The sequence below is a fragment of the Arsenicicoccus cauae genome (assembly GCF_043162025.1).
Lineage (GTDB): Bacteria > Actinomycetota > Actinomycetes > Actinomycetales > Dermatophilaceae > Arsenicicoccus > Arsenicicoccus cauae.
Genome location: NZ_CP171001.1, coordinates 771,129 through 790,665, shown reverse-complemented (window position 1 = coordinate 790,665; position 19,537 = coordinate 771,129). Strand labels below are relative to the sequence as shown.

Annotated in this window: 17 protein-coding genes; 9 read left to right on the top strand and 8 right to left on the bottom strand. The window is 71.3% G+C overall.

The features are described from left to right. Window positions 1-1,627: 1,627 nt before the first annotated feature. Window positions 1,628-2,938: an acyltransferase gene (locus tag ACF3NS_RS03645; protein WP_311966368.1), complete on the bottom strand. Its 1,311-nt coding sequence runs from the start codon at window positions 2,936-2,938 to the stop codon at window positions 1,628-1,630. 232 nt (window positions 2,939-3,170) lie between these two features. Between ACF3NS_RS03645 and ACF3NS_RS03640 the strand changes: the two genes are divergently transcribed. Further along, window positions 3,171-4,199 carry a DUF3068 domain-containing protein gene (locus tag ACF3NS_RS03640; protein ID WP_392467868.1) on the top strand — a complete coding sequence of 343 codons (1,029 nt, stop codon included), beginning with the start codon at window positions 3,171-3,173 and terminating at the stop codon, window positions 4,197-4,199. A 104-nt stretch (window positions 4,200-4,303) separates the two neighbouring features. Next, window positions 4,304-5,182, top strand: a complete 879-nt coding sequence (locus ACF3NS_RS03635) for a glycerophosphodiester phosphodiesterase (RefSeq protein ID WP_392467866.1) — start codon at window positions 4,304-4,306, stop codon at window positions 5,180-5,182. Window positions 5,183-5,228: 46 nt separating this feature from the next. On the opposite strand, the gene ACF3NS_RS03630 is transcribed toward ACF3NS_RS03635, so the two are convergent. The 4 genes from ACF3NS_RS03630 to ACF3NS_RS03615 form a co-directional block, all read right to left on the bottom strand. Beyond that, a complete protein-coding gene (locus ACF3NS_RS03630) occupies window positions 5,229-5,804 on the bottom strand; it encodes a cysteine hydrolase family protein (RefSeq protein ID WP_392467865.1) in 576 nt (191 codons plus the stop codon). Then, the gene (locus ACF3NS_RS03625; RefSeq protein WP_392467863.1) at window positions 5,794-7,293 is read right to left on the bottom strand and encodes a purine-cytosine permease family protein; all 1,500 of its coding nucleotides are present in this window, start codon (window positions 7,291-7,293) and stop codon (window positions 5,794-5,796) included. Before ACF3NS_RS03625 ends, ACF3NS_RS03630 begins: the two co-directional genes overlap by 11 nt. Before the next feature lie 179 nt (window positions 7,294-7,472). Then, entirely contained in the window at window positions 7,473-8,690 is a 1,218-nt protein-coding gene (locus ACF3NS_RS03620) for a hypothetical protein (protein WP_392467862.1), read from the bottom strand. 55 nt (window positions 8,691-8,745) lie between these two features. Further along, window positions 8,746-10,170, bottom strand: coding sequence for an ATP-binding protein (locus ACF3NS_RS03615; RefSeq protein ID WP_392467860.1), 1,425 nt, complete (start codon window positions 10,168-10,170; stop codon window positions 8,746-8,748). 141 nt (window positions 10,171-10,311) lie between these two features. On the opposite strand from ACF3NS_RS03615, the gene ACF3NS_RS03610 reads away from it, so the two are divergent. The 3 genes from ACF3NS_RS03610 to ACF3NS_RS03600 are packed head-to-tail and all read left to right on the top strand — an operon-like array spanning window position 10,312 to window position 12,007. Continuing rightward, complete coding sequence (locus ACF3NS_RS03610; RefSeq protein WP_392467858.1) at window positions 10,312-10,632, top strand: hypothetical protein; 321 nt, start codon at window positions 10,312-10,314, stop codon at window positions 10,630-10,632. After that, window positions 10,629-11,429 carry a C39 family peptidase gene (locus ACF3NS_RS03605; RefSeq protein WP_392467856.1) on the top strand — a complete coding sequence of 267 codons (801 nt, stop codon included), beginning with the start codon at window positions 10,629-10,631 and terminating at the stop codon, window positions 11,427-11,429. Before ACF3NS_RS03610 ends, ACF3NS_RS03605 begins: the two co-directional genes overlap by 4 nt. 11 nt (window positions 11,430-11,440) lie before the next feature. Then, on the top strand, window positions 11,441-12,007 hold the full coding sequence (locus ACF3NS_RS03600; protein ID WP_392467854.1) for a hypothetical protein: 567 nt from the start codon (window positions 11,441-11,443) through the stop codon (window positions 12,005-12,007). On the opposite strand, the gene ACF3NS_RS03595 is transcribed toward ACF3NS_RS03600, so the two are convergent. The 3 genes from ACF3NS_RS03595 to ACF3NS_RS03585 form a co-directional block, all read right to left on the bottom strand. Continuing rightward, the gene (locus tag ACF3NS_RS03595) at window positions 11,944-12,936 is read right to left on the bottom strand and encodes a LysR family transcriptional regulator (RefSeq protein ID WP_392467852.1); all 993 of its coding nucleotides are present in this window, start codon (window positions 12,934-12,936) and stop codon (window positions 11,944-11,946) included. The genes ACF3NS_RS03600 and ACF3NS_RS03595 overlap by 64 nt on opposite strands. Before the next feature lie 175 nt (window positions 12,937-13,111). Further along, window positions 13,112-13,762, bottom strand: coding sequence for a class II aldolase/adducin family protein (locus tag ACF3NS_RS03590; protein ID WP_392467850.1), 651 nt, complete (start codon window positions 13,760-13,762; stop codon window positions 13,112-13,114). Window positions 13,763-13,812: 50 nt separating this feature from the next. Further along, window positions 13,813-14,532: a GntR family transcriptional regulator gene (locus ACF3NS_RS03585; protein WP_392467848.1), complete on the bottom strand. Its 720-nt coding sequence runs from the start codon at window positions 14,530-14,532 to the stop codon at window positions 13,813-13,815. Between the two features lie 149 nt (window positions 14,533-14,681). Between ACF3NS_RS03585 and mtnA the strand changes: the two genes are divergently transcribed. The 4 genes from mtnA (at window position 14,682) to ACF3NS_RS03565 (ending at window position 19,526) form a co-directional block, all read left to right on the top strand. Then, window positions 14,682-15,719, top strand: a complete 1,038-nt coding sequence (gene mtnA, locus ACF3NS_RS03580) for an S-methyl-5-thioribose-1-phosphate isomerase (RefSeq protein WP_392467847.1) — start codon at window positions 14,682-14,684, stop codon at window positions 15,717-15,719. 49 nt (window positions 15,720-15,768) lie between these two features. Beyond that, window positions 15,769-16,875: a substrate-binding domain-containing protein gene (locus ACF3NS_RS03575; protein ID WP_392467845.1), complete on the top strand. Its 1,107-nt coding sequence runs from the start codon at window positions 15,769-15,771 to the stop codon at window positions 16,873-16,875. Between the two features lie 117 nt (window positions 16,876-16,992). Next, on the top strand, window positions 16,993-18,501 hold the full coding sequence (locus ACF3NS_RS03570; protein WP_392467843.1) for a sugar ABC transporter ATP-binding protein: 1,509 nt from the start codon (window positions 16,993-16,995) through the stop codon (window positions 18,499-18,501). Next, window positions 18,498-19,526, top strand: coding sequence for an ABC transporter permease (locus tag ACF3NS_RS03565; RefSeq protein WP_392467841.1), 1,029 nt, complete (start codon window positions 18,498-18,500; stop codon window positions 19,524-19,526). Before ACF3NS_RS03570 ends, ACF3NS_RS03565 begins: the two co-directional genes overlap by 4 nt. Window positions 19,527-19,537: the final 11 nt, after the last annotated feature.

Genomic DNA, 19,537 nt, shown 5'->3' with positions numbered 1-19,537 from the left:
GGCACCGAGCGAGCCTTCGCCATCAGCGAGCTGACCCTGCCCGGGATCGTGCCGGTGCCGCGGCTCGTGCTGCCGCCGACTCCCTCGGGGACGCCCGACGTCGTCAGCCTCCGGCGCCAGGAGCCCGGCCGCACCGGCTGCCTGCGGCAGGGCGCTCGTCCGCTGTGCGCCGAGGGGCTCGTCGCCACGGGCGAGGAGGCCGCCGGCCTGTTCCGCTCCTTCACCACCACCACGAGCACGAGCTATGCCTGGTCCGGCCACGTGCGGGCACGCCCGACCGCGGCGGGCCGGGCGCTGCTCGACATACCGGGCAGGATCCGCGCCGGGGCCTCCACGTCGCGGGTCCCGGGACTCGCCGGGCGACCCGGAGCCGCCGTCGACGACGACCTCGGCACCGGGTGGGTCGCCTCGGAGCTGGACCGTCAGCCCACGCTGCGGCTCACCCTGCCGGCGCCGCGGGCGCTCACCGGCGTCCGCCTGCTGTCCGACGCCCACCTCGCGGCCTCGCGACCGCGCCGCGTGCAGGTCCGCACGGGCGACGGCCGCACCCGCAACGCCACCGTCGCGCCCGACGGCACCGTCGCCTTCACGGCCCGGACCGACCGGGTGGACATCACGGTCACCGGGGTCGACGAGGTGCGCTCGATCGACGCCGCCACCAAGCTCGCCCAGGCGCTCCCCGTCGGCGTCTCCGAGGTGGTGCTCCTCGGCGCCGAGGATCTCCGCGCACCGCTGGACCGGGACGCGCCCGTGGGCGGGACCTGCGGCGACGGACCGACCGTGCGCCTCGACGGGGTCACCCGGCCGTCCCGCCTGGTCGCAACGGTCGGCGACGTGCTCGACGACCGGCTGCTGCGCTGGGTCCCCTGCGGCGGCCCCACCGACCTGGGCGGTGACCGCTCCGCGCAGCCGATCCCGGTCGCCCCGGGCGAGCATCGGGTCACGGTCCTCGCGACCTCGGCCTACGTCCCGGAGAGCCTGCTGCTCACCACCCCCGAGCTCGTGCCCTCGTCCTCCCGGCCGGTCGGCACCGACGTCGTGGCCGGCGCCGACGGATATGCCGTGCCCGAGCGCGCCGCCCCCGCCGTGCTCGCGCTCCCGCACAACGCCAACGTCGGCTGGGTCGCCACGGACGACGACGGCCACGAGCTCACCCCGGTCCGGCTCGACGGCCGTCGTCAGGGCTGGGTCCTGCCGGCGGGCCCCGCCACCGTCGTGCACCCGCGCTTCGCTCCCCAGCGCCCGTATGCCGCGCTGCTCGTCGCCGGCGCCCTCGGGCTGCTTCTGGTCGCCGCGGGCGCCTGGCGCGAGGGTCGCCGTCAGCGAGCCGCGCAGCTCGCGGGGACGGTCCTCGGGTCGCCACCCCTGCGCAGCGGGGCCTGGAGCCCGTATGCCGTCACCGGCGTCGTCGCGGTGCTGCTGCCGCTGGCGACGGGACCGACCGGACTCGGCGCCGTGTGCGTGGGTCTCGTCGTGGGGCTGCTGGCGCGCCGGGCCCGCCGCCCCGACCTCGTGCGCGCGGCGGTCGTCGCGGGCGCCGCCACCGTCGCGACGGCGCTGGTCGCGGCCCGGCCCTGGGGCGGCGGAGGCGCCGCGCTGCTGTCGTGGTGGCCCCAGGCTGCCGTGCTCACCGCTGTGGCTGCGGCGACCGTGCTGCTGCCGGGGCCGCCTCGTGCGCGGCCGGGGCCGCCTCGTGCGCGGCCGGGGGCGACCCGTCCCTCTGGTCCCTCCGGGCGTCTCTGGTGGCGGTCACCCGCGCCGTGGGGACGGCCGGCGGACGGGACCGGCGCGGGTCCCGGCGACGCGCACGACGCATGATCGGCTCCTCGAGGTAGCGGTGGCTCACCCACGCCACGAGCACCGAGCCCACGACCGTCAGGGGCCACAGCACGAGGAAGTCCCCGGTGAAGGGCTTGTGGCCGATGGCCCGCTCCACCAGGGCGAGCACCACGAGGTGATAGACGAAGACGCCGTAGGACAGGTCACCGAGCAGGCGCGCCGGGCGGCTGCCGAGCGCGGCGACGACGCGCGACGAGCTCGGCTCGGCAGCGATGCAGGGCAGCACGACCAGCACCGCCAGGACCGTGTAGCCGAGGTTCTTGGTGCCGGCCTCGAGCAGCGTGGCGCGGTCCAGGCCGTAGGGCCCGGCCAGCCGGGTGGTCAGCAGCAGGTAGAGCGCGCCCGCGGCGGCCCAGAGCGTCCCCGGAGAGGCCACGAGGTCGTCCACGGCGGTGCGGGGGAGCTCTCCTGCCAGGCGGCCCTCGTGCCACACCGCGAGGGCCATGCCCCCGCCGAACCACCCGAGGTACTCCGGGAGCCAGTAGTTCGTCATACCGCTGACGTTGTCGTGGGTGAGCACGATCCAGGCCAGCGAGACGGCGGGCAGGCAGGCGAGGACGACGAGCGCCAGCTCCGACCAGGTCAGCCAGGTCGTGCGCGGGAGGCGGGCCATCCCCCACGCGGCGAGGGGCAGCACGAGGTAGAACGCGACCTCCGTCGACAGGCTCCACATCTGGGTGAGGCCGGGCACCGACGGGGAGGGGACGTAGATCTGGGACATCGTCGCCACGCGCAGGTAGTGGACGACGCCGATCCGGTCGTGCTGCAGCAGCAGGTAGGCCGCCAGCACCGCGACCCAGGCGGCCGGCAGGATGCGGAACGCCCGGTGCCGCAGGTAGGTGCGCAGGTCGGCCGCCCCCGCGGTCTGCTCCGCCGTGGCGCTCCCGAGCCTGGCACGGACGTGCGGGCGCCAGAGCAGGAAGCCCGAGACCACGAAGAACAGCGGGACGCCGGCGTCCAGGCGGGCGAGGAGCCCGGCATACGGTCCGTGGATGGCCAGGCCGCTGGAGAAGCCGACGTGGGTGGTGACCACCATGAGGGCACCGACGATGCGCAACCCGTCGAGGGCTGCGAAGCGGGTGGTGCGGGGCTCGGCCACCCCAGGAGGGTAACCAGCGGGTAACTCGGCGCGCCTGCTGGCGTGACCGGGGCGACCCGGATGGCGGATCGATCGCGCCGTCCGTGGTGAGAGGGGGCAGACAACGTCCAGATGCGCTGCTATGGTCCCAGGAACCGCGGCACTACTCATCAGTAGGCCCTCGCCGCCGACTGACCGACACACCTCGTCTCGTCAACGTCACTGTCGCCGTTCCCTGAGCAGGAGTCCTTTCATGCGTCGCATCCTTGGCGGCCTCGCCGTCTTCCTGGGCATCCTCGCCCTCGTCCTCGGCATGCGGGCCGACTCGATCTACGACCGGCTGGCGACCGTGCCGCTCGACCAGAAGGCCACGGCCATCTCCGAGGGCACCGGCGTCAGCGCCCTGCGCGTGTCCACGCAGGGCGGCACGGTCCGCTTCGACAAGCTGACCGACCAGCACGTCAAGAACACCCGCACCATCATCGGCCTGCCCGGCAAGGTGCCCGAGGACCAGCGCGACGACAACGCCTTCTGGCAGATCGGGCTGCGGACCGAGATCGTCGACGGGCAGCCGCTCGCGCTGTCCACCGACGGCGTCTCGATCAACCGGCGCACCGGCCTGGCCACCAACTGCTGCGGCGACTTCGTCGGCGTCGGCACCACGCAGGACCAGAACGCCACCGAGCAGATCACGCACGAGGGGCTGTTCTTCAAGTTCCCCTTCGACGCGCAGAAGAAGTCCTACCCCTTCTGGGACAGCGAGCTCAAGGCCGCCCGCGACGCGACCTACGTGCGCGAGGAGAAGGTCAAGGGCCTGGACACCTACGTCTACGAGCAGACCATCCCCACCACCCGCCTCCCCGGGTCCCGCACCGTGCCGCGCACGATGTTCGGCGCCGGCACGGGCGACGTCCAGGTCCAGTCGGACTACGCCAACACGCGCACCTTCTGGGTCGAGCCCAACACCGGCGCCATCATCCGCGCCCAGGAGAACATCAACCGCGAGGCGGTCTCCGAGGCCGGCACGGTGACCCTGATCAAGGGCGTCATCGGCTACAACGACGAGACCCAGCAGAGGTTCGCCGACGAGTATGGCGACAAGGCGGGCAAGCTGGCCTTCGTCCGTGACCTCCTCAGCCCGCTGGGCTTCGTCGCCGGCGCGCTGCTGACTTTGCTGGGGCTGTTCCTGCTGTTCACCCGCCGCCGGGGCGAGCACCGCGAGTCCCGGCACGACGACCTCGTGGCGCAGGACCACGCGGCGTCCGGCGCGACCCGCGCCTGAGGCGCACCCCCGACCGACAGGCCCCGACGGACTCGCCGTCGGGGCCTGTCGGCGTCTCCGGCGCTCCTCAACGTCGACGCTGCCGCGCCATCCGCTCCCAGATCGTGACGCCGGAGGGCGTCTGCGGGTCGTTGGTGGCGTGGACGAACCACGTCGGGGGGCACGTGTGGCGGACGATCGGGATCGAGGACGCGGCATACGACCGGATGCGGCACGAGATGGCGCTGTTGTGGGCGACGTCCCCGCTGCCCGCGATCCCGGTGCACGCGCTCGCGGCGCTGCCCGGCCCCGTCCCCGCGCGCTGGTCCTGGTGGGCGCGGCAGCAGCAGCGCCAGGCGGTGGCGCTGGGTGCCGACAACCCGCAGGCGCGGGTCACGCGCGAGGTCGTGCGGCCGGCGCGCCACATAATGATGCTGCAGCGCCCCCGCCGCGTGGCCGCCGCCATCGCCCGCACCGGCGACCGGAGCAACAGCGCGCCGCTGCCGTTCTTCGTCGAGCGCGTCTATCAGGAGGTGCGTCGCGCGGACCTGCAGGAGCAGGTCATGATCCAGTCCTTCGACTGGTCGACGCTGCGGCTCATGCACCAGCTCGACCGGCGGATCCCGCTCGTGGCGCTCGACAACTTCGAGAACCAGCAGGTCGGCAAGCCCGGCGCCTCTCCGTGGCTCGGCGGGATCGACATCGACGACTTCGGCGGCAACGTCGTGCGCGCCGCCGCCTCCATCGAGGGCGTCAAGGTCTTCTCCTCCGGCTGGGACATCGGCAACAAGCCGTCCGGCTCCTACGTCGACGCGGCCATGATCCGCCAGGCCCGCGCCGCCGGCCTCAAGGTCGTGCCGTGGACCGTCGACGACCCGGCCGTCATGCACCACCTGATCGACCTGGGGGTCGACGGTCTGATCACCAACTACCCGGACCGTGGGCGCCTGGTGATGGCCGAGCGCGGTATGCCGCTGCCCCGGGCCTACTCCCGCAAGCTCTGACAGCGGCCGCTGCGGCATACGGCGCAAGCTCCGCGGCCCCGCGGCATCAGGCCAGGAGCTCGGCGGTGGTCGTGAGGGTGATCTGCGGCTCGTAGAGGCTCAGCACCTGCAGCGCGGCCGCGTGGTTGTCCGGCGTCGAGCCTGCGCAGGCGTCGGACACCACGGTCACCGTGGCGCCTGCGTCGGCCGCGGCGAGCGCCGTCGCGATGACGCAGCAGTCCGTCGAGACGCCGGTCAGGACGAGGCGCGGTGTGGCGCCGACGATCTCGCGCAGGGCGGCACCCCACTTGCCGAACGTCGGCTCGGTGACCACGTGCGCCGCAGCCGCGAGTGACGCGAGCTCGGGCACGACGGCATACAGGGGGTCGCTGTCCTCGACCCGCGCAAAGGGCCACTGCACGTAGTAGGCCCGCCATGACCCCTGCGGCTCGGCCGGCGCGACGAACCGCGTAACCACCACCCGCCCCGCGAATGCCGTTGCGAGGGCGCGCACCCGGGGCACAATTGCCGCGAACATCGGTGAACCCCAGGGGCTCTCGGGCGACGCGAAGATCACCTGCGGGTCGATCACCACCAGCCAGGGCCGTATGCCATCGCCGGCGTCACCGGCGTCACCGCGCATCGCCCGCCTCCTGACGGCGAACCCGCCCGCGCCGCAGCACGATCCCGCCGACCAGGCCGATGAGCAGCGCGAGCAGCACCCCGATGTTGGAGTACGGCCAGGCGCCGTCCCAGCCCTCCGCGGTGCGCGTGCCCAGGCCGAGCGGCTGCAGCAGGTAGCCCTGCCAGTTGTTCCACGCGGCGTCGGCGGCGAACGTGTTGACCACGAGCCCCCAGCCGACGACGGACGCAACCGCCATCAGGGCCAACGAGATCCAGTCGACGCTGCCGTAGCGACCGTGAGCGTCGAAGAGTGCGTCCTCGTCGTAGTCGCGCCGCCGCAGGGCGATGTCGGCGATCATGACGCCGGCCCACGCGGCGAGCGGCACGCCCAGCGTGATCAGGAAGCTCTGGAACGGCCCGAGGAAGCTCTGCGCGAAGAAGACCACCCAGATCGTCCCGGCGGTGAGGATGATCCCGTCGACGAGAGCCGCTGCGGGGCGGAGGATTCGGACGCCGAGGGACAGCAGCGTGAGGCCGGAGGAGTAGATGCCGAGCACCGCCCCCGAGACGAGCGCGAGCACCGCGGACACGAGGAAGATCACGAGGAACCACGTCGGGAGGATGGTGGCGAGGGTCCCGATGGGGTCGGCGGTGATGCCCTGGGCGAGCGTGGGGTCGGAGCCGGCGAGCAGCAGGCCGTAGAGCACGAGGAGCGTCGGTGCGAGGGCGCCGCCCACCGTGTTCCACGCGACAATGGCGCCGCTCGAGGCGTCGCGACGTTGGTAGCGCGACCAGTCGGCGGCGATGTTGATCCACCCGAGGCCGAACCCGGTCATCACCATGACCAGCGCCCCGACGACGGACTGCCATGAGCCCGAAGGGAGTCCGCGCACCGCGTCCCACCGGACGTGGCCGAGCGTCAGGGCGATGTAGACGATCGTCGCGGCGCCCGTGAGCCAGGTCAGCACCGACTGCAGCCGCATGATGATGTGGTAGCCCGCGACCGAGGCCAGCACGATGATCGCGGCCACGACGACGGTGGCGACGACCTTCGTCGGCGTCCCGCCGCCCCACCCCAGGCGGCCGAAGATCGTCGACGTCGCCAGCACCGCCATGATCGCGAGGAAGGTCTCCCACCCGATCGACACCAGCCAGGACATGACGCCGGGCACCTTCTGCCCCTGCACCCCGAACGCGGCGCGGCTCAGGATCATCGTCGGCGCCGACCCGCGCTTGCCGGCGATCGCGATAATCCCGCACAGCGCGAAGCTCAGCACCACACCGACCACGGCGACCACGGCCGCCTGCGCGAACGAGATGCCGAAGCCGAGCACGTAGGCGCCGTACGAGATCCCGAAGACGCCGACGTTGGCCGCGAACCACGGCCAGAACAGGTCGTGCGGCCGCGCGGTGCGTTCCTTCTCGTCGATGATCTCGATGCCGGTGGTCTCGACGCCTCGGCGGCGGACCTCGGTGGCGGTGGTGCCTCGTGGCGTCGTCGTTGTCATGTCCTCATGCTCCCACCGGGCCGAGCGAGGTCCCTGGAGCCTCCGGTCTCGGTCGTATGACGAACCGCCCCGCACGCGGGGTCGCGCGGATCCCGGCCGCTCAGGGAGAACCTCTTGGCGTCTCACCGGCGCGGCGCCTCGCCGGTCAGATCACGTCGATCGCGGAAACCCGAGCACCGTCAGGGGCGCTCAGGTTTCCGCGATCTCGCTGCCGCCGCGCCGGCTCGACAGGGCAGGGGTGTGACGCCCTCCCGGGTCAGGGCTCGGCGCGCCCGCCCGAGCTTGCGGTCCTCGACGAAGCAGCGCCAGCGCTCGACCCACTCACCCTGCTGGTGCAGCTCGTCCCGGAAGCGGCGGAACGCCCCGCGTCCGTGGAGCGCCCGCCGCAGCAGGTCGGCGAACCGCGGGTCCTCGTCCTCCACCCACGCGGCAAAGACCTCCATGTCGCGGTAGTCGCTGCGTCCGTCCGGCTCCACGGTCACCCAGTCCGGCCCGTCGACGTCCACCAGCTCGTCGTCGATGGTCATCACCGGGTCGGTCAGGGACGCCGGAACCACTTCGCCCGTATGACGATTCACGTGAGCTCCGCCTTCCCTCTCCCCGCCAGGCGCCTGCGCCACCTCCACGAGGTCGACCGCCACGGCACCCTCCGGCAGCGCGCCGCCATCACGCACCAGGGTGAGCAGCTCGGCCAGCTCGTCGTCGCCGTGCCACCGCCGCTCCTGGGCCTGGGGGATGAGCCGAGACATCAGGTCGCCCAGCACCTCCGCCGCCGCATCACGCTCGTCGAGCCACATCGCCAGCACCCGCAGGCCGACCTGCTGCAGCGCGAACGTGAGGTCGTCCGAGCCGATGGCGGCGACCAGGTCGGCGGGCGTGGTCGCGGTACGAACCGCCCCCAGGTCGAGCCGAACCGTCACCGGACCGTCGTCCTCCGGCGCGAGCCGCGCGATCCGGTCCAGCTGGTCGTCGCGGCCAAACGGGTCGGGGACGGGCCCCCAGCCGTCGATGACGGTGGGCTCGGTGATGTCACGACCCCACTCCTGCAAGGATTCTCGCGTCATGAGCACCTGACAGGCGTGGTGCCACCCGCGCTCCGGGTCGTAGTCGAAGACGAACTCCTGGTGGTCGCTGAGCGGGCCGATCGACGTCGCCGGCGGCAGGGCCCCGGGCTGTGGCGCCGCCGCGTCGAGGGAGTGCACCACCGTGCTCCGGTCGGGCAACGTGAAGGTCCACGGCTTGTCCAGGTCCCACCGCGCGAAGGCTCCGTTGATGGCGACCGCCAGCTGCGCGTAGGGGATTCGTCGAGGCACGACGAGCAGGCGGGCCGGGCTGGGGTCGAGGCGCCGGCCGAGGCCGGACACGAGCTGGACCCTGATGAGCTTGCAGCGCGCCATGACCACATGGTGCAGGGTCGGCGGGCCCGAGCCAAGAGATCTCAGACCGGCCGCGTCATGCCAGCCTCCAGGTCGCACGAGGATCCTTGTCAGACTTCCCCTCCCAGACGATGATGCCCTGGCCTCGCAAGGCGTCCAGCTGGCGCTTGACCGTGGGGCGGCTCAGTCCGCTGAGCTCCACCAGCTGGCCGGTGCCCAGGGGCTGACGGGCGCTTCGCATGAGATCCAGCAGCGAGAGCGATCCCTGGGGGAGTGAGCGGGCGACGGCGGGGGCGATCCGGCTTTCGCTGCGCAGGATGAGGCGGACGCTGCCCTGGGTCTGCGTGTAGGCCGGGTCGGTGAGTCCGTCGAGGCGCATCTCGTCGAACATCCGCTTGATGCCCTCCCCCAGCTCTTGGCCGATCCGCAGGTCCGCACACGCTCGGGCGATGCGCGGGTTGCGGGCGAAGCGGGCGATCTCCATCGGTCTTCGGGGATCGGCAAGGCCGGGAAACCTCCCTGGGCTCTCGATCTCGACCCGATCGGGGAAGATCTCGACTCGGACGTGGTCACCGTGCACGCTGTAGCTCCGATGGATGACGGCATTGACGAGGCCCTCGAGCCACGCATCACGGGGCACGATCGGGACACCCTCGAACCGGCCGGCATCATCAAGCGCACGCCTGCGCGGCACCCATTCGTCGATGGTCGCAGCCGCGAGCGCGATCACCCGGGGGATGGAACCCTCGATGCGCACGTCTGCGGCGTCGTCGAGGGACAGGCGCCTCCCGGTCCCGCGATCCACGTCCCGATAGCGGAGCACTCGCACATGGGCGTGCGGCAGCCTCTCCTGTGGATGACGTGCAAAAAGCAGATATCCGGCGACCGTGACCTTGGATGACGACGTCAGCAGACTCCGCGCCTGCAGGAGGCGGGCGTGGGTGTCCGTCGCACCCGCAGCTCTGCGGTACTCCTCCAACGCCTGGGCGTCGAGGTCCTGGACCGTGACCCCGGCGATCGGTTGACCGTCATACGGCGCCGAGCCCCGGTCGTAGTGCAGCTCTTGCCTGGCGACGAATCCGAGCTTCCGAGACTCATCGCCGACCCGTAGGAAGCACTCTCCCTGTGCTGTCTCGTGCAGCACGTCGCCCGGGCTCACCCGAGCGATCAGCAGCGCGTCGACATCGCCGTCGTCGTTGCGACAGGTCACCTGCTCGAAGTGGGTCCGGACGGGCGGACGAGTGAAGTCCATGGGCGTCTGGAGCAGCGCGTTCACCCGGGCGGCGTGCGCCTTGATGCCCTCGACGCCGCCACCGTGCAGTCCCACCACCACCACACCGCCTTCGGCGTTGGCCAGAGCGACGAGGGGGTGGGCGAAGTCTTTTGGAGCGACCCGGACCGACTTGCGCTCCAGCCACTGATCCTCGGGAATCCGGGCGAGCGCCGCACCTCGTTCGTCCTCTGGCAAGGCGAGGGCGCGTTCCACCTCATTCGTCGACATGGAACCTACTCTAAACTTTTTAGAGTAGGTTACATGTAGCGACCCACCCGGTTGACGGTGCAGGTCTCCGGCCGGGACGGGGTCATCACGGTTCGTGATGATGCGGTCCACGGGGTTCCCGGCATACCTAATGTCCCGGCCATGAGCCAGACCATCAGACACCACTGGACCGGGCTGAAGGGCCGCCGAGCCCTCAACTTCAACTGGGACGCGATCGACCACGACTCCGTCGTGCTGGTCACCGCCTCGGAGTACGCCCTCAACGCCGCTGCGCCGGAGACGTCGCAGCGCTTCGTCGGGGCCGCCAGCATCACCGTCGCCAACGTGACCCCCCACGGTCCGCCCTACGACCCCAACCACGGCGTCACCTTCGTCGTGGACGTGGCGTGGGGGGCACCGCTCAACGTGGTCACCGACATCACGGTCCTCGACTCCAAGCCGGTCTGGATCGGGACGCCATGAGCGACGTCGCCATCCGCAAGTACTGGACCGGGCTCAAGGGTCGCGTCCCGCTCAACATCAACTGGGACCAGGTCAACGCGGACTCCGCCGTCTACGTGACGGCGTCGGAGTACGCGCCCAACCGGGCGGCTCCAGCGTCGGCGCAACGATTCGTCGGGGACGCCACCATCACGGTCCGCAACGTCACGCCGCACGGGCCGCCCTACGACCCCAACCACGGCGTCACCTTCGTCGTGGACGTGGCGTGGGGGGCACCGCTCAACGTGGTCACCGACATCGTGCTGCTGGACCGCCCGCGCGGCTCGCAGCACCCGCCGCTCGACTGGCGGCGCCTCGCCTTCACCGTGCAGCACCAGCAGCAGACCAACTGGTGCTGGTGCGCGGTGTCGGTCAGCGTGGCCAACTTCTACGGCGCATCCCTCACCCAGTGCACCTTCGCCAACACCTTCCTCAGTCGGACCGACTGCTGCACGGCGTCCGGCGGGTCGGGGCCCTGCAACCAGCAGGCCCGCCTAGGCGGCGCGCTGCAGACGGCCGGGCACCTCGCGAGCGCCTCGCCGTCGCAACCGAGCTTCGCCACCATCCAGGGCGAGATCGACGGCGGCAGACCTGCCTGCGTCCGCATCGAGTGGAGCGGCGGCGGCGGCCACTTCGTCGTCGTCGACGGCTACCTCGCGCAGGACCAGTTCGTCGGGGTCGAGGACCCCTGGTCCGGCGCCACCGACGTGCGGCTCTCCACGCTCAACAGCTCCTACCTGGGCACCGGCAGGGTGACCCACACCTACCTGACACGCTGAGAGGTATGCCGATGAGCACCTACGTGCCCGAACCACCGCCCGGCCTCCGTGACGAGATCGCCGGCACGGTCACCGATCTCATCGCTGCCCGGGGGAGCCAACCCGGGGACGACCAGGCAGGCGGGGCCCCGCCCCAGTCGTGGCCGGCCTACCACCTGGGCGCCGATGCCCTCCGGTCAGGCGACGCGCTGTCGCAGGCGATGCCGATCGGCTGGCTGTCCGTCGTGCACCGCGCCGGACTGACCGCGCTGGCCGAGCTGGACGTGCCGGGAGATGCCTCGCCCGAGGTCCGGCAGGTCTCGTATGGCGACCTCGCCCGGGGCGTCGCGCGGCTGAGCGAGGCGGCGCGGGGCCTGGACGACGAGCTCGGCGGCGGGGCTCCGCTGGAGCAACGCTTATTGCGCGTGCCGGCGTGCCTGTTCATGGGGTTGTGGCTCCACGACGACGCCGACCCCTCACGCGACGTCGTGATCCCGAGCGAGCCGACGCCGCCGGCCTTCGAGGCGGGGCGGCCCTATCCGATGGCGGAGGCCCTCGAGACCCTCGCCGCCACCGTGGTCGAGGCGCCCGAGCCCTGACCGGGCTCGTCGGCGGTGGGGACGCTCGTCTTCGGCGTCGACCGCGTCGAGAGCATGGACGACACCGTGGCCGGAGCCAACGCGGCCACCGCCCGGACCTCCGGGCGGTGGTCGTTGGCGCGATGGGCGACCTCGAGCCAGGACTCGGCCACGCCGGTGAGTGGGCGCCAGACGTCGCCGTCCGGAGGCACCACCAACGGCGCCGAGGGAGAGATCATCACGTGCCGCGGGTCCTCCAACGGCTCCAGGCACTGCGCGAACCGGTCGACGTCACGGGCGAGCCGGGGCGGACCGCCGCGAGCGGTCCACGCGCACCAGTAGCGGTCCCACGTCAGGGGGACGCCCTCCAGGCGGTACAGCGGCCTCCCGAGGATCGCTTCCACCGGCACGACCGCCATCGCGGCAAGGGGGCTGGCAGCCGACACCCGGACCCCCACCCGCAAGGGGTGCAGCGAGCGCGTGACGAGCCGGGGGTCGTCGAGCGGGCCCGGCACGACCTGCAGGTCGGCGAGGTGGGCCAGCAGGTCGTTGCCGATCTGGGCGGGGCGCTCCAGCAGGACCAGGCTGAGTCGCACCCGCGGCAGGACCCGGGCCGCGAGGCCGGCCAGCCGCTCGGCATACGGCCGGACCGTCGAGGGGGCGAATCCGACGACGAGGTGCGGGGCCGCCCCGCCGGCATCGCGCGCCTCCGCCAGCAGTGCGTCGTGCTCGGCGACGAGCCGCACGGCTCTCGGGAGCAGCCGCTCCCCGAGCGGGGTGAGGATGGCGCCGCGCCGGCCCCGCATGATCACCGAGCCGCCGGCCTGGCAGTCGAAGGCGTTGAGGTGAGCGGTGATCGCCGGTTGGGAGTACCCGAGCTCGCGCGCCGCCGCCGTCACGGAACCCGTCCGCGCGACGGCGAGGAACGATCGCAGGAGCTGGATCTCCACAGGTCAAACCCTAGCGGCCCGGATGTGACCTGCGCCACACTCTGGGCGGCCGGTCAGGGCAGCCCGCCACGGTGGAAACCTGGGCACCCCCGATCGCGGACACCTGAGCCCGCATGACCGTGCCCAGGTTTCCGCAGTCATGCTGGTCCTGGGCTGCACGAGCCGGCTGACGTCCTTACCCCCGGTAGGTCTGGCCGTAGGAAGCGAGCTGGGCCACCACGCCGGCGATCTCGTCGTCGGGCAGGACCCGCACGGCGCCCGCGGCCCGCGCCTGCAGGTAGACATCGCAGACCCACTCCAGCTGTAGCGCCTTCTCGTAGGCGGAGCCCAGGTCGTCCCCGACGACCACGGCGCCGTGGTTGCGCATGAGCGCCCCCGTCCGCCCCACGAGGGCGGCCTGCACGTTGGCGGCGAGCTCGGGGCTGCCGTAGCGGGCGTAGCCAGCGATGCGGACGGGACCCCCGAGCACGGCCACGTAGTAGTGGACCGAAGGGAGGGCGTCGAGATCGTCCAAGCTCGCCACGGCCGTCGCCGCAGTGCTGTGGGTGTGGACCACTGCCTGTGCCCCCGTCTCCCGCACCGCGGCGAGGTGAAGGCCCAGCTCGCTGGCCGGCTTGAGCGGGCCATCGACCATGGTGCCGGTCTCCACTTCGACGACGCAGACGAGCTCGGGCCGCAGGTCGCGGTAGGGGAGCCCGCTCGGGGTAATGGCGAGCAGGTCCCCCGAGCGCACCGACAGGTTGCCGGCCGTGCCCACCACCAGACCGTCGGGGAGCAACCGCGCGCAGGCCGCGGCTATCTGCCCACGTTCGCTCTGCAGGATCATCTCTGCCCCCTAGTCGTAAGACAACTTGAGACTAACGTCCCGCGGAGACTTCATCCAGAGCTGCGGTTGATCGTGAATGCGTAGCGGCCTTCGATGAAGTACGTCCGCGAGTAGGCCAGCAGCCGGTCCTCTGAGTCGTAGTGCAGCTGGTTGAGCAGGACGAACAGCTCGTGCGCCGCCGCCTCCTCACCCCACCCCACGTGCCGCGAGCGCACGGCGTGGACCTGCGCGATGGCATGGACCGGCCCGATCCCCAGCTCCTCCCGCATGAACGCGAAGATCGACCCCGTCAGCGACTCCGCGTCGAAGTCTGCGGGGAACAGGCTCCACGGCATGAGGTCGTAGGAGTACGCCACGACCTCGCCGTCCGCCAGGATCGAACGTCGCAGCTCGAGCACCTCCGTGCTCACGTCGACCTGCATCCGGGCCGCCTCCTCGGGGAGCACGGACCGCCGCAGCCGCCCCGCATAGACCATGCCCGGCTCCTTGCCCTGCGCCCGGATCGAGTCCGTCATCGACTCAAGGCGCTCGAGCCCGGCCTGGACGGCGGGCTGCTCGACCACGAACGTGCCGACCCCGTGCTGGGTGCGAACCAGCCCGAGCCCCTCCAGCTCGCGCAGCGCCGCTCGGACCGTGGGCCGCGACACCCCGAACGTCCCGCTGAGTGCCGCCTCCGTCGGAAGCCGGTCGCCTGCGGCGTAGGTCCCGTCCGAGAGCTTGCCCCTCAGGTCCTCGGCGATCTGCGCGGCCAGGGTGGTGCGCCGATTCATTGCTGGCCTCCCGTGATCGTCCTCGCGGGGACTGTAGTGCCCCCTGGCCGCCTCGCAGGCGAGGGGCCACCGGAACCCATTGACGCAATGCTAGGTCGTTAGTACCTTGAGTCGAGAGTTGTATAACAACTACTCGAAGGGGAGTAGGCATGGTCAAGGCTCTGGAGTGGGTCGCGCTGCCTCAGCCTGCACTGCGGTTGCTCGACCAGACGCGACTGCCGACGCAGGAGCACTACATCGACGTGACCACGGTGGACACCCTCGTGCGGGCGATCCAGGACCTGGCCGTGCGAGGTGCACCGGCCCTCGGCGGCGTCGGCGCGCTCGGCGTGGTGGTGGCCATGGCACAGGGGGAGCGCGAGGCTTGGTCCAGCGAGCGTCTGGCCGGCGAGATCGCCCGCATCCGCAACGCCCGACCGACCGCCGTGAACCTCGCCTGGGGCGTCGACCAGGTGCTCCCGGCCATGCCGCGCGGCATCCCCGCGGTCCTCGACGCCGCCATGCGGCTCGTGGCCGAGGACGAGGCGGCCAACCGCGAGCTGTCGCGCTTGGGGGCGGACTGGATCATCGCCCGGACCGGCAAGGACCTGGTCCGCGTCCTGACCCACTGCAACACCGGTGCGCTGGCCACGACGGCGTGGGGGACGGCATACGGCATCATCCACGAGCTCCATCAGCGGCAGCGGCTCGAGGTGGTGCACGCCGACGAGACCCGCCCTCTGCTGCAGGGATCACGTCTGACCAGCTGGGAGCTCACCCAGGACGGCATCCCCCACGTGGTGCAGGCCGACTCCGCGGCCTGCTCGACGATCCTGCGGGGGCTTGTGGACGTGGCCATCATCGGTGCCGACCGGATCGTCGCCAACGGCGACACCGCCAACAAGATCGGCTCGGTGGCGCTCGCGCTGGCCTGCCAGCGGGCCCAGATCCCCTTCGTCGTCGCTGCCCCCTCGTCCACCATCGATCTCGCCACCACCACCGGCGCCGAGATCGTCATCGAGGAGAGGCCGCCGCACGAAGTCCTGGGCCTGGGCGGCCTGCGGACCTCGCCCGCGGGGGCTCGGGCCTTCAACCCGGCGTTCGACGTGACCCCGCACGACCTCATCGACGCCATCGTGACCGAGCGGGGGATCGTCGAGCCCGCCACTCACCCCGACCCCCGTCTCCTGGCCGAGATCGCCGGCTGACCCAAAAGCGGTGAGCAACGACGCTCACCGCCCACCGAGAGGAAGACCCATGCGGAACAAGCACCTCATCGCCACCGCCCTCGCGGGCAGCACGTGCCTGGCCCTGGCCGCATGCAGCCAGGGGGGCACCACGACGACGGACAACAAGAACTCCGCGGGCGGCACCGTGCAGTCGGCCACGGGCCAGGCTCCCGCGCCCTTCGCGGAGGGCGAGGTCAAGATCGCCATCGTGCAGCAGTCGGGTCAGGGCGACTACTTCCAGCAGTACCTCAACGGCACCAAGAAGCAGGCCGAGGCGCTCAAGATGAAGGTCACCGTCTATGACGCGCAGAACGACAACGCCCAGCAGGCGACCCAGCTCGACCAGGCCATCGCATCAGGCGTCAAGGGCATCATCGTGCGCCACGGCTTCCCGGACACCCTGTGCCCCGGCGTCAACAAGGCCCTGGACCAGGGCATCAAGGTCGTGATCTACGACGTCGAGATCCAGAAGTGTGCCCCAAGGGCAGTCCAGACCCAGCAGTCCGACGCCAAGATGGCGAGTCTCGTGCTCGACCAGATGGTCAAGGACGTGGGGACCGGCAAGCCCGTCGGCTACGTCAACATCTCCGGCATCGCTCCCCTCGACCGCCGCGACACGGTATGGAAGGAGTACGTCGCCAAGAACGGCTGGACGCAGAAGTTCAAGACCGGGAAGTACACCAACTCCACCGCGACCGACACCGCGCCCATGGTCGACAACGCCCTGAAGTCGAACGGAGACGTCGTGGCGGTCTACGCGCCGTACGACGAGCTCTCCAAGGCGACCCTGTCGGCCCTCAACGACAACCCCGGGATGAAGGGCAAGGTCAAGGTCTACGGCGCCGACATCTCCACGGCCGACATCGAGCTGATGAAGGCGGAGGGCTCGCCGTGGGTGGCCACCGGCGCGACCGACCCCAACGCCATCGGCGCGGCCGTCGTCCGGACCCTGGCCCTCAACCTCGCCGGTGAGGTCAAGGAGAGCGCCAAGGTGGAGTTCCCACCGATCCTGGTGACCGCGCAGATGTTGCGGGACAAGGGCGTCAAGAACATGGAGGACCTGCGCGCGGCCCAGCCGCAGCTCAACATCTCCTCCGTGTCGTCGGCCGCCTGGATCCCCACCGTCACGTTCTGACCACGTCGGGACGGGCGAGTGGCCCTGCCACCTGCCCGTCGGAGAGGGGGCTTCATGGGGGACCGTATGCCGGCCGGCCCGGCGCCCGGCGGGGCCGCTGGGCCGGCCGAAGGTGCCGTGCCCGCGCTCGAGCTCGACGACATCACCATGTCCTTCGGCGCCAACCAGGTCCTGCGCGGCGTCACGATGTCGTTGCTCCCCGGCAGCGTCACGGCGCTGCTCGGGGCCAACGGTGCGGGCAAGTCAACCCTGATCAAGATCCTGTCGGGTGCCTACGGCGGCAACGGTGGTCAGATCCGGGTCGACGGGGAGCCGATCACGATCGTGGGCCCGCGCGACGCCGCGCGACGCGGCATCGCGACGGTCCACCAGCGCATCAACGAGTCCATCGTCCCGGGGCTGTCGGTGGCCGAGAACCTGACCTTCGAGGAGATCGTGCAGGGCGACCTGCCCGCCGTGTCCTCGGTGCGCGGCCTCCTGCCCCGGGCTCGAGAGGTGGCGGCGGCGCTCGACCTCGGGTGGTCGGACGCGCGACTGCGTCAGGACGTCTTCGAGCTGGGCATCGCCGACGCGCAGCTCCTCCTGCTGGCGCGGGCGCTCGTGCAGCACCCCAAGGTCCTGGTGCTCGACGAGCCCACCTCGACGCTGTCGCAGGTGGAGGTGGCTCGACTGTTCGAGGTGATCGGCCGGCTGCGGTCCGAGGGCGTCGCCATCCTCTACGTCTCGCACCACCTCGACGAGATCCGTTCGCTGGCGGACCGGCTCGTCGTGCTGCGCGACGGTCGCATCCTGGAGCAGCAGGACGCGCCGTTCGACATGCGCTCGGCGATCCGCTCGATGCTGGGCGAGTCGATCCTCGGCGATGCGGCGGAGCTGGTGGAGCAGCGCGGTGAGGACGTGGCGGTCGAGCTCCGCGGCGTCACCCTGCTGCCGAGGTCCGCACCCATCGACCTCGACCTGCGATACGGCGAGGTGACCGGCGTGGTCGGCCTGATCGGCGCCGGCAAGTCCGAGCTCGCGCGGGGCCTCTTCGGGGTCGAGCAGTTCCCCACGGGCACCGCGACGCTCGACGGTCGTGCCTTTCGGCCGAGCAGCGCCAGGGACGCCATACGACGCGGCGTCTTCCTCGTCCCCGAGGACCGGGCCGCCGAGTCGATGCTCCCCGGCTGGTCCATCGCCCGGACCGCGTCGCTGCCGTTCATGCGCCAGGTGAGCCGGCACGGGGTCATGGAATCGGCTCGGGAGCGCCGCATGGGCGCCACCGCGATCGAACGGTTCGGTGTGGTCGCCACCGGCCCCGACCAGTCGCTGGACACCCTCTCGGGCGGCAATCAGCAAAAGGTCGTGGTCGCCCGGTGGTTCCAGGAGAAGCCCAAGGTCATGCTCCTGGACGAGCCGTTCCGCGGCGTCGACATCGGGGCGCGTCATGTCATCGCGACCCAGGCCCGGCAGATCGCCGCCGATGGCTCCTGCGTCGTGGTGCTGTCCAGCGACGTCGACGAGATCCGCGAGGTGGCCGACCGCATCCTCGTGCTGGTCGACGGCGAGGTGCGGCTCGACGACTACACGACCCAGATCGACGGTGAGGACATCGTCGCGAGCATGTCGGAGGTGCCCCAGAGATGAGCAGCCCCAGCACGGAGCTCACCGCTCGCATGAGGATCCAGGACGGGGTGGTCAAGTACGGCTTCATCGTCGTGACGATCGTCCTGTTCCTGTACTTCTCCGCCACCGAGCCGTCCTTTCGGACCAGTGGCGCGATCTTCTCGATGCTCAAGTACGCCTCGGTGACGGCGATCCTGGGGTTGGGGATGACCTTCGTCATGGCGGTCGGCGGCATGGATCTGTCCATCGGCTCCACCGCCGGGCTCGCGGTGCAGATGGCGGCCATGACGATGGTCTTCTACAACCTCACCGCGGCGACCGCGGTGGTCGCCGTCATCGCCGCCGGCGTCCTGGTGGGGCTGCTCAACGCCTTCCTCGTCGTCGTGTGCCGCATCCCTGACCTGCTGGCGACGTTGGGCGTCATGTTCGTCATACAAGGCGCCAAGCTCATCCCCGTCGACGGCCAGTCCGTCTCCGCCGGTATGACGCTCCGCGACGGCACACCCGCACCCGGCAAGTTCGACCCGGCGTTCCTCCAGATCGACCGGGGGTCGATCGGGCCCGTCCCCTTCCCCGTGATCCTCATGCTGGTGCTGACGGTGGCCTCGTGGTTCATCCTCGACCGCACCCGCTGGGGCCGCATGTTCTACGCCATCGGCGCCAACGCCGAGGCATCGCGGCTTGCCGGTGTGCGCGTCGACCTGTTCCGCGGGCTGGCCTACGTCCTGTGCGGGCTCTTCGCCGCCGTCGGTGGCCTCATCCTCGTGTCTCGCATCGGCCAGGGCGACGTGAATGCCGGTGCCTCGTCGCTGCTCGAGGCCGTCGCAGTGGCCCTGGTCGGGACGTCCGTCCTCGGCATCGGCAAGCCCAACGCCTGGGGCACCCTGCTCGGCGCCCTCCTCGTCGGGATCGTCCTGACCGGCCTGACGATGAAGGGCTTCCAGTACTACCACCAGGACACGGCCAAGGGGTTGGTGCTGATCCTGGCGCTGATCTTCTCGTTCACCATCTCGCGCAACAAGGCGCGGTTCATCTCAGCCGGCTAGGGCTGCCAAGG

Coding starts and splice junctions, on each gene's coding strand:
- ACF3NS_RS03615 (WP_392467860.1), bottom strand. CDS start 10,170: ATGTCGACGAATGAGGTGGAACGCGCCCTCGCCTTGCCAGAGGACGAA.
- ACF3NS_RS03575 (WP_392467845.1), top strand. CDS start 15,769: ATGCGGAACAAGCACCTCATCGCCACCGCCCTCGCGGGCAGCACGTGC.
- ACF3NS_RS03640 (WP_392467868.1), top strand. CDS start 3,171: ATGCGTCGCATCCTTGGCGGCCTCGCCGTCTTCCTGGGCATCCTCGCC.
- ACF3NS_RS03590 (WP_392467850.1), bottom strand. CDS start 13,762: ATGATCCTGCAGAGCGAACGTGGGCAGATAGCCGCGGCCTGCGCGCGG.
- mtnA (WP_392467847.1), top strand. CDS start 14,682: ATGGTCAAGGCTCTGGAGTGGGTCGCGCTGCCTCAGCCTGCACTGCGG.
- ACF3NS_RS03630 (WP_392467865.1), bottom strand. CDS start 5,804: ATGCGCGGTGACGCCGGTGACGCCGGCGATGGCATACGGCCCTGGCTG.
- ACF3NS_RS03585 (WP_392467848.1), bottom strand. CDS start 14,532: ATGAATCGGCGCACCACCCTGGCCGCGCAGATCGCCGAGGACCTGAGG.
- ACF3NS_RS03610 (WP_392467858.1), top strand. CDS start 10,312: ATGAGCCAGACCATCAGACACCACTGGACCGGGCTGAAGGGCCGCCGA.
- ACF3NS_RS03625 (WP_392467863.1), bottom strand. CDS start 7,293: ATGACAACGACGACGCCACGAGGCACCACCGCCACCGAGGTCCGCCGC.
- ACF3NS_RS03605 (WP_392467856.1), top strand. CDS start 10,629: ATGAGCGACGTCGCCATCCGCAAGTACTGGACCGGGCTCAAGGGTCGC.
- ACF3NS_RS03565 (WP_392467841.1), top strand. CDS start 18,498: ATGAGCAGCCCCAGCACGGAGCTCACCGCTCGCATGAGGATCCAGGAC.
- ACF3NS_RS03600 (WP_392467854.1), top strand. CDS start 11,441: ATGAGCACCTACGTGCCCGAACCACCGCCCGGCCTCCGTGACGAGATC.
- ACF3NS_RS03620 (WP_392467862.1), bottom strand. CDS start 8,690: ATGGCGCGCTGCAAGCTCATCAGGGTCCAGCTCGTGTCCGGCCTCGGC.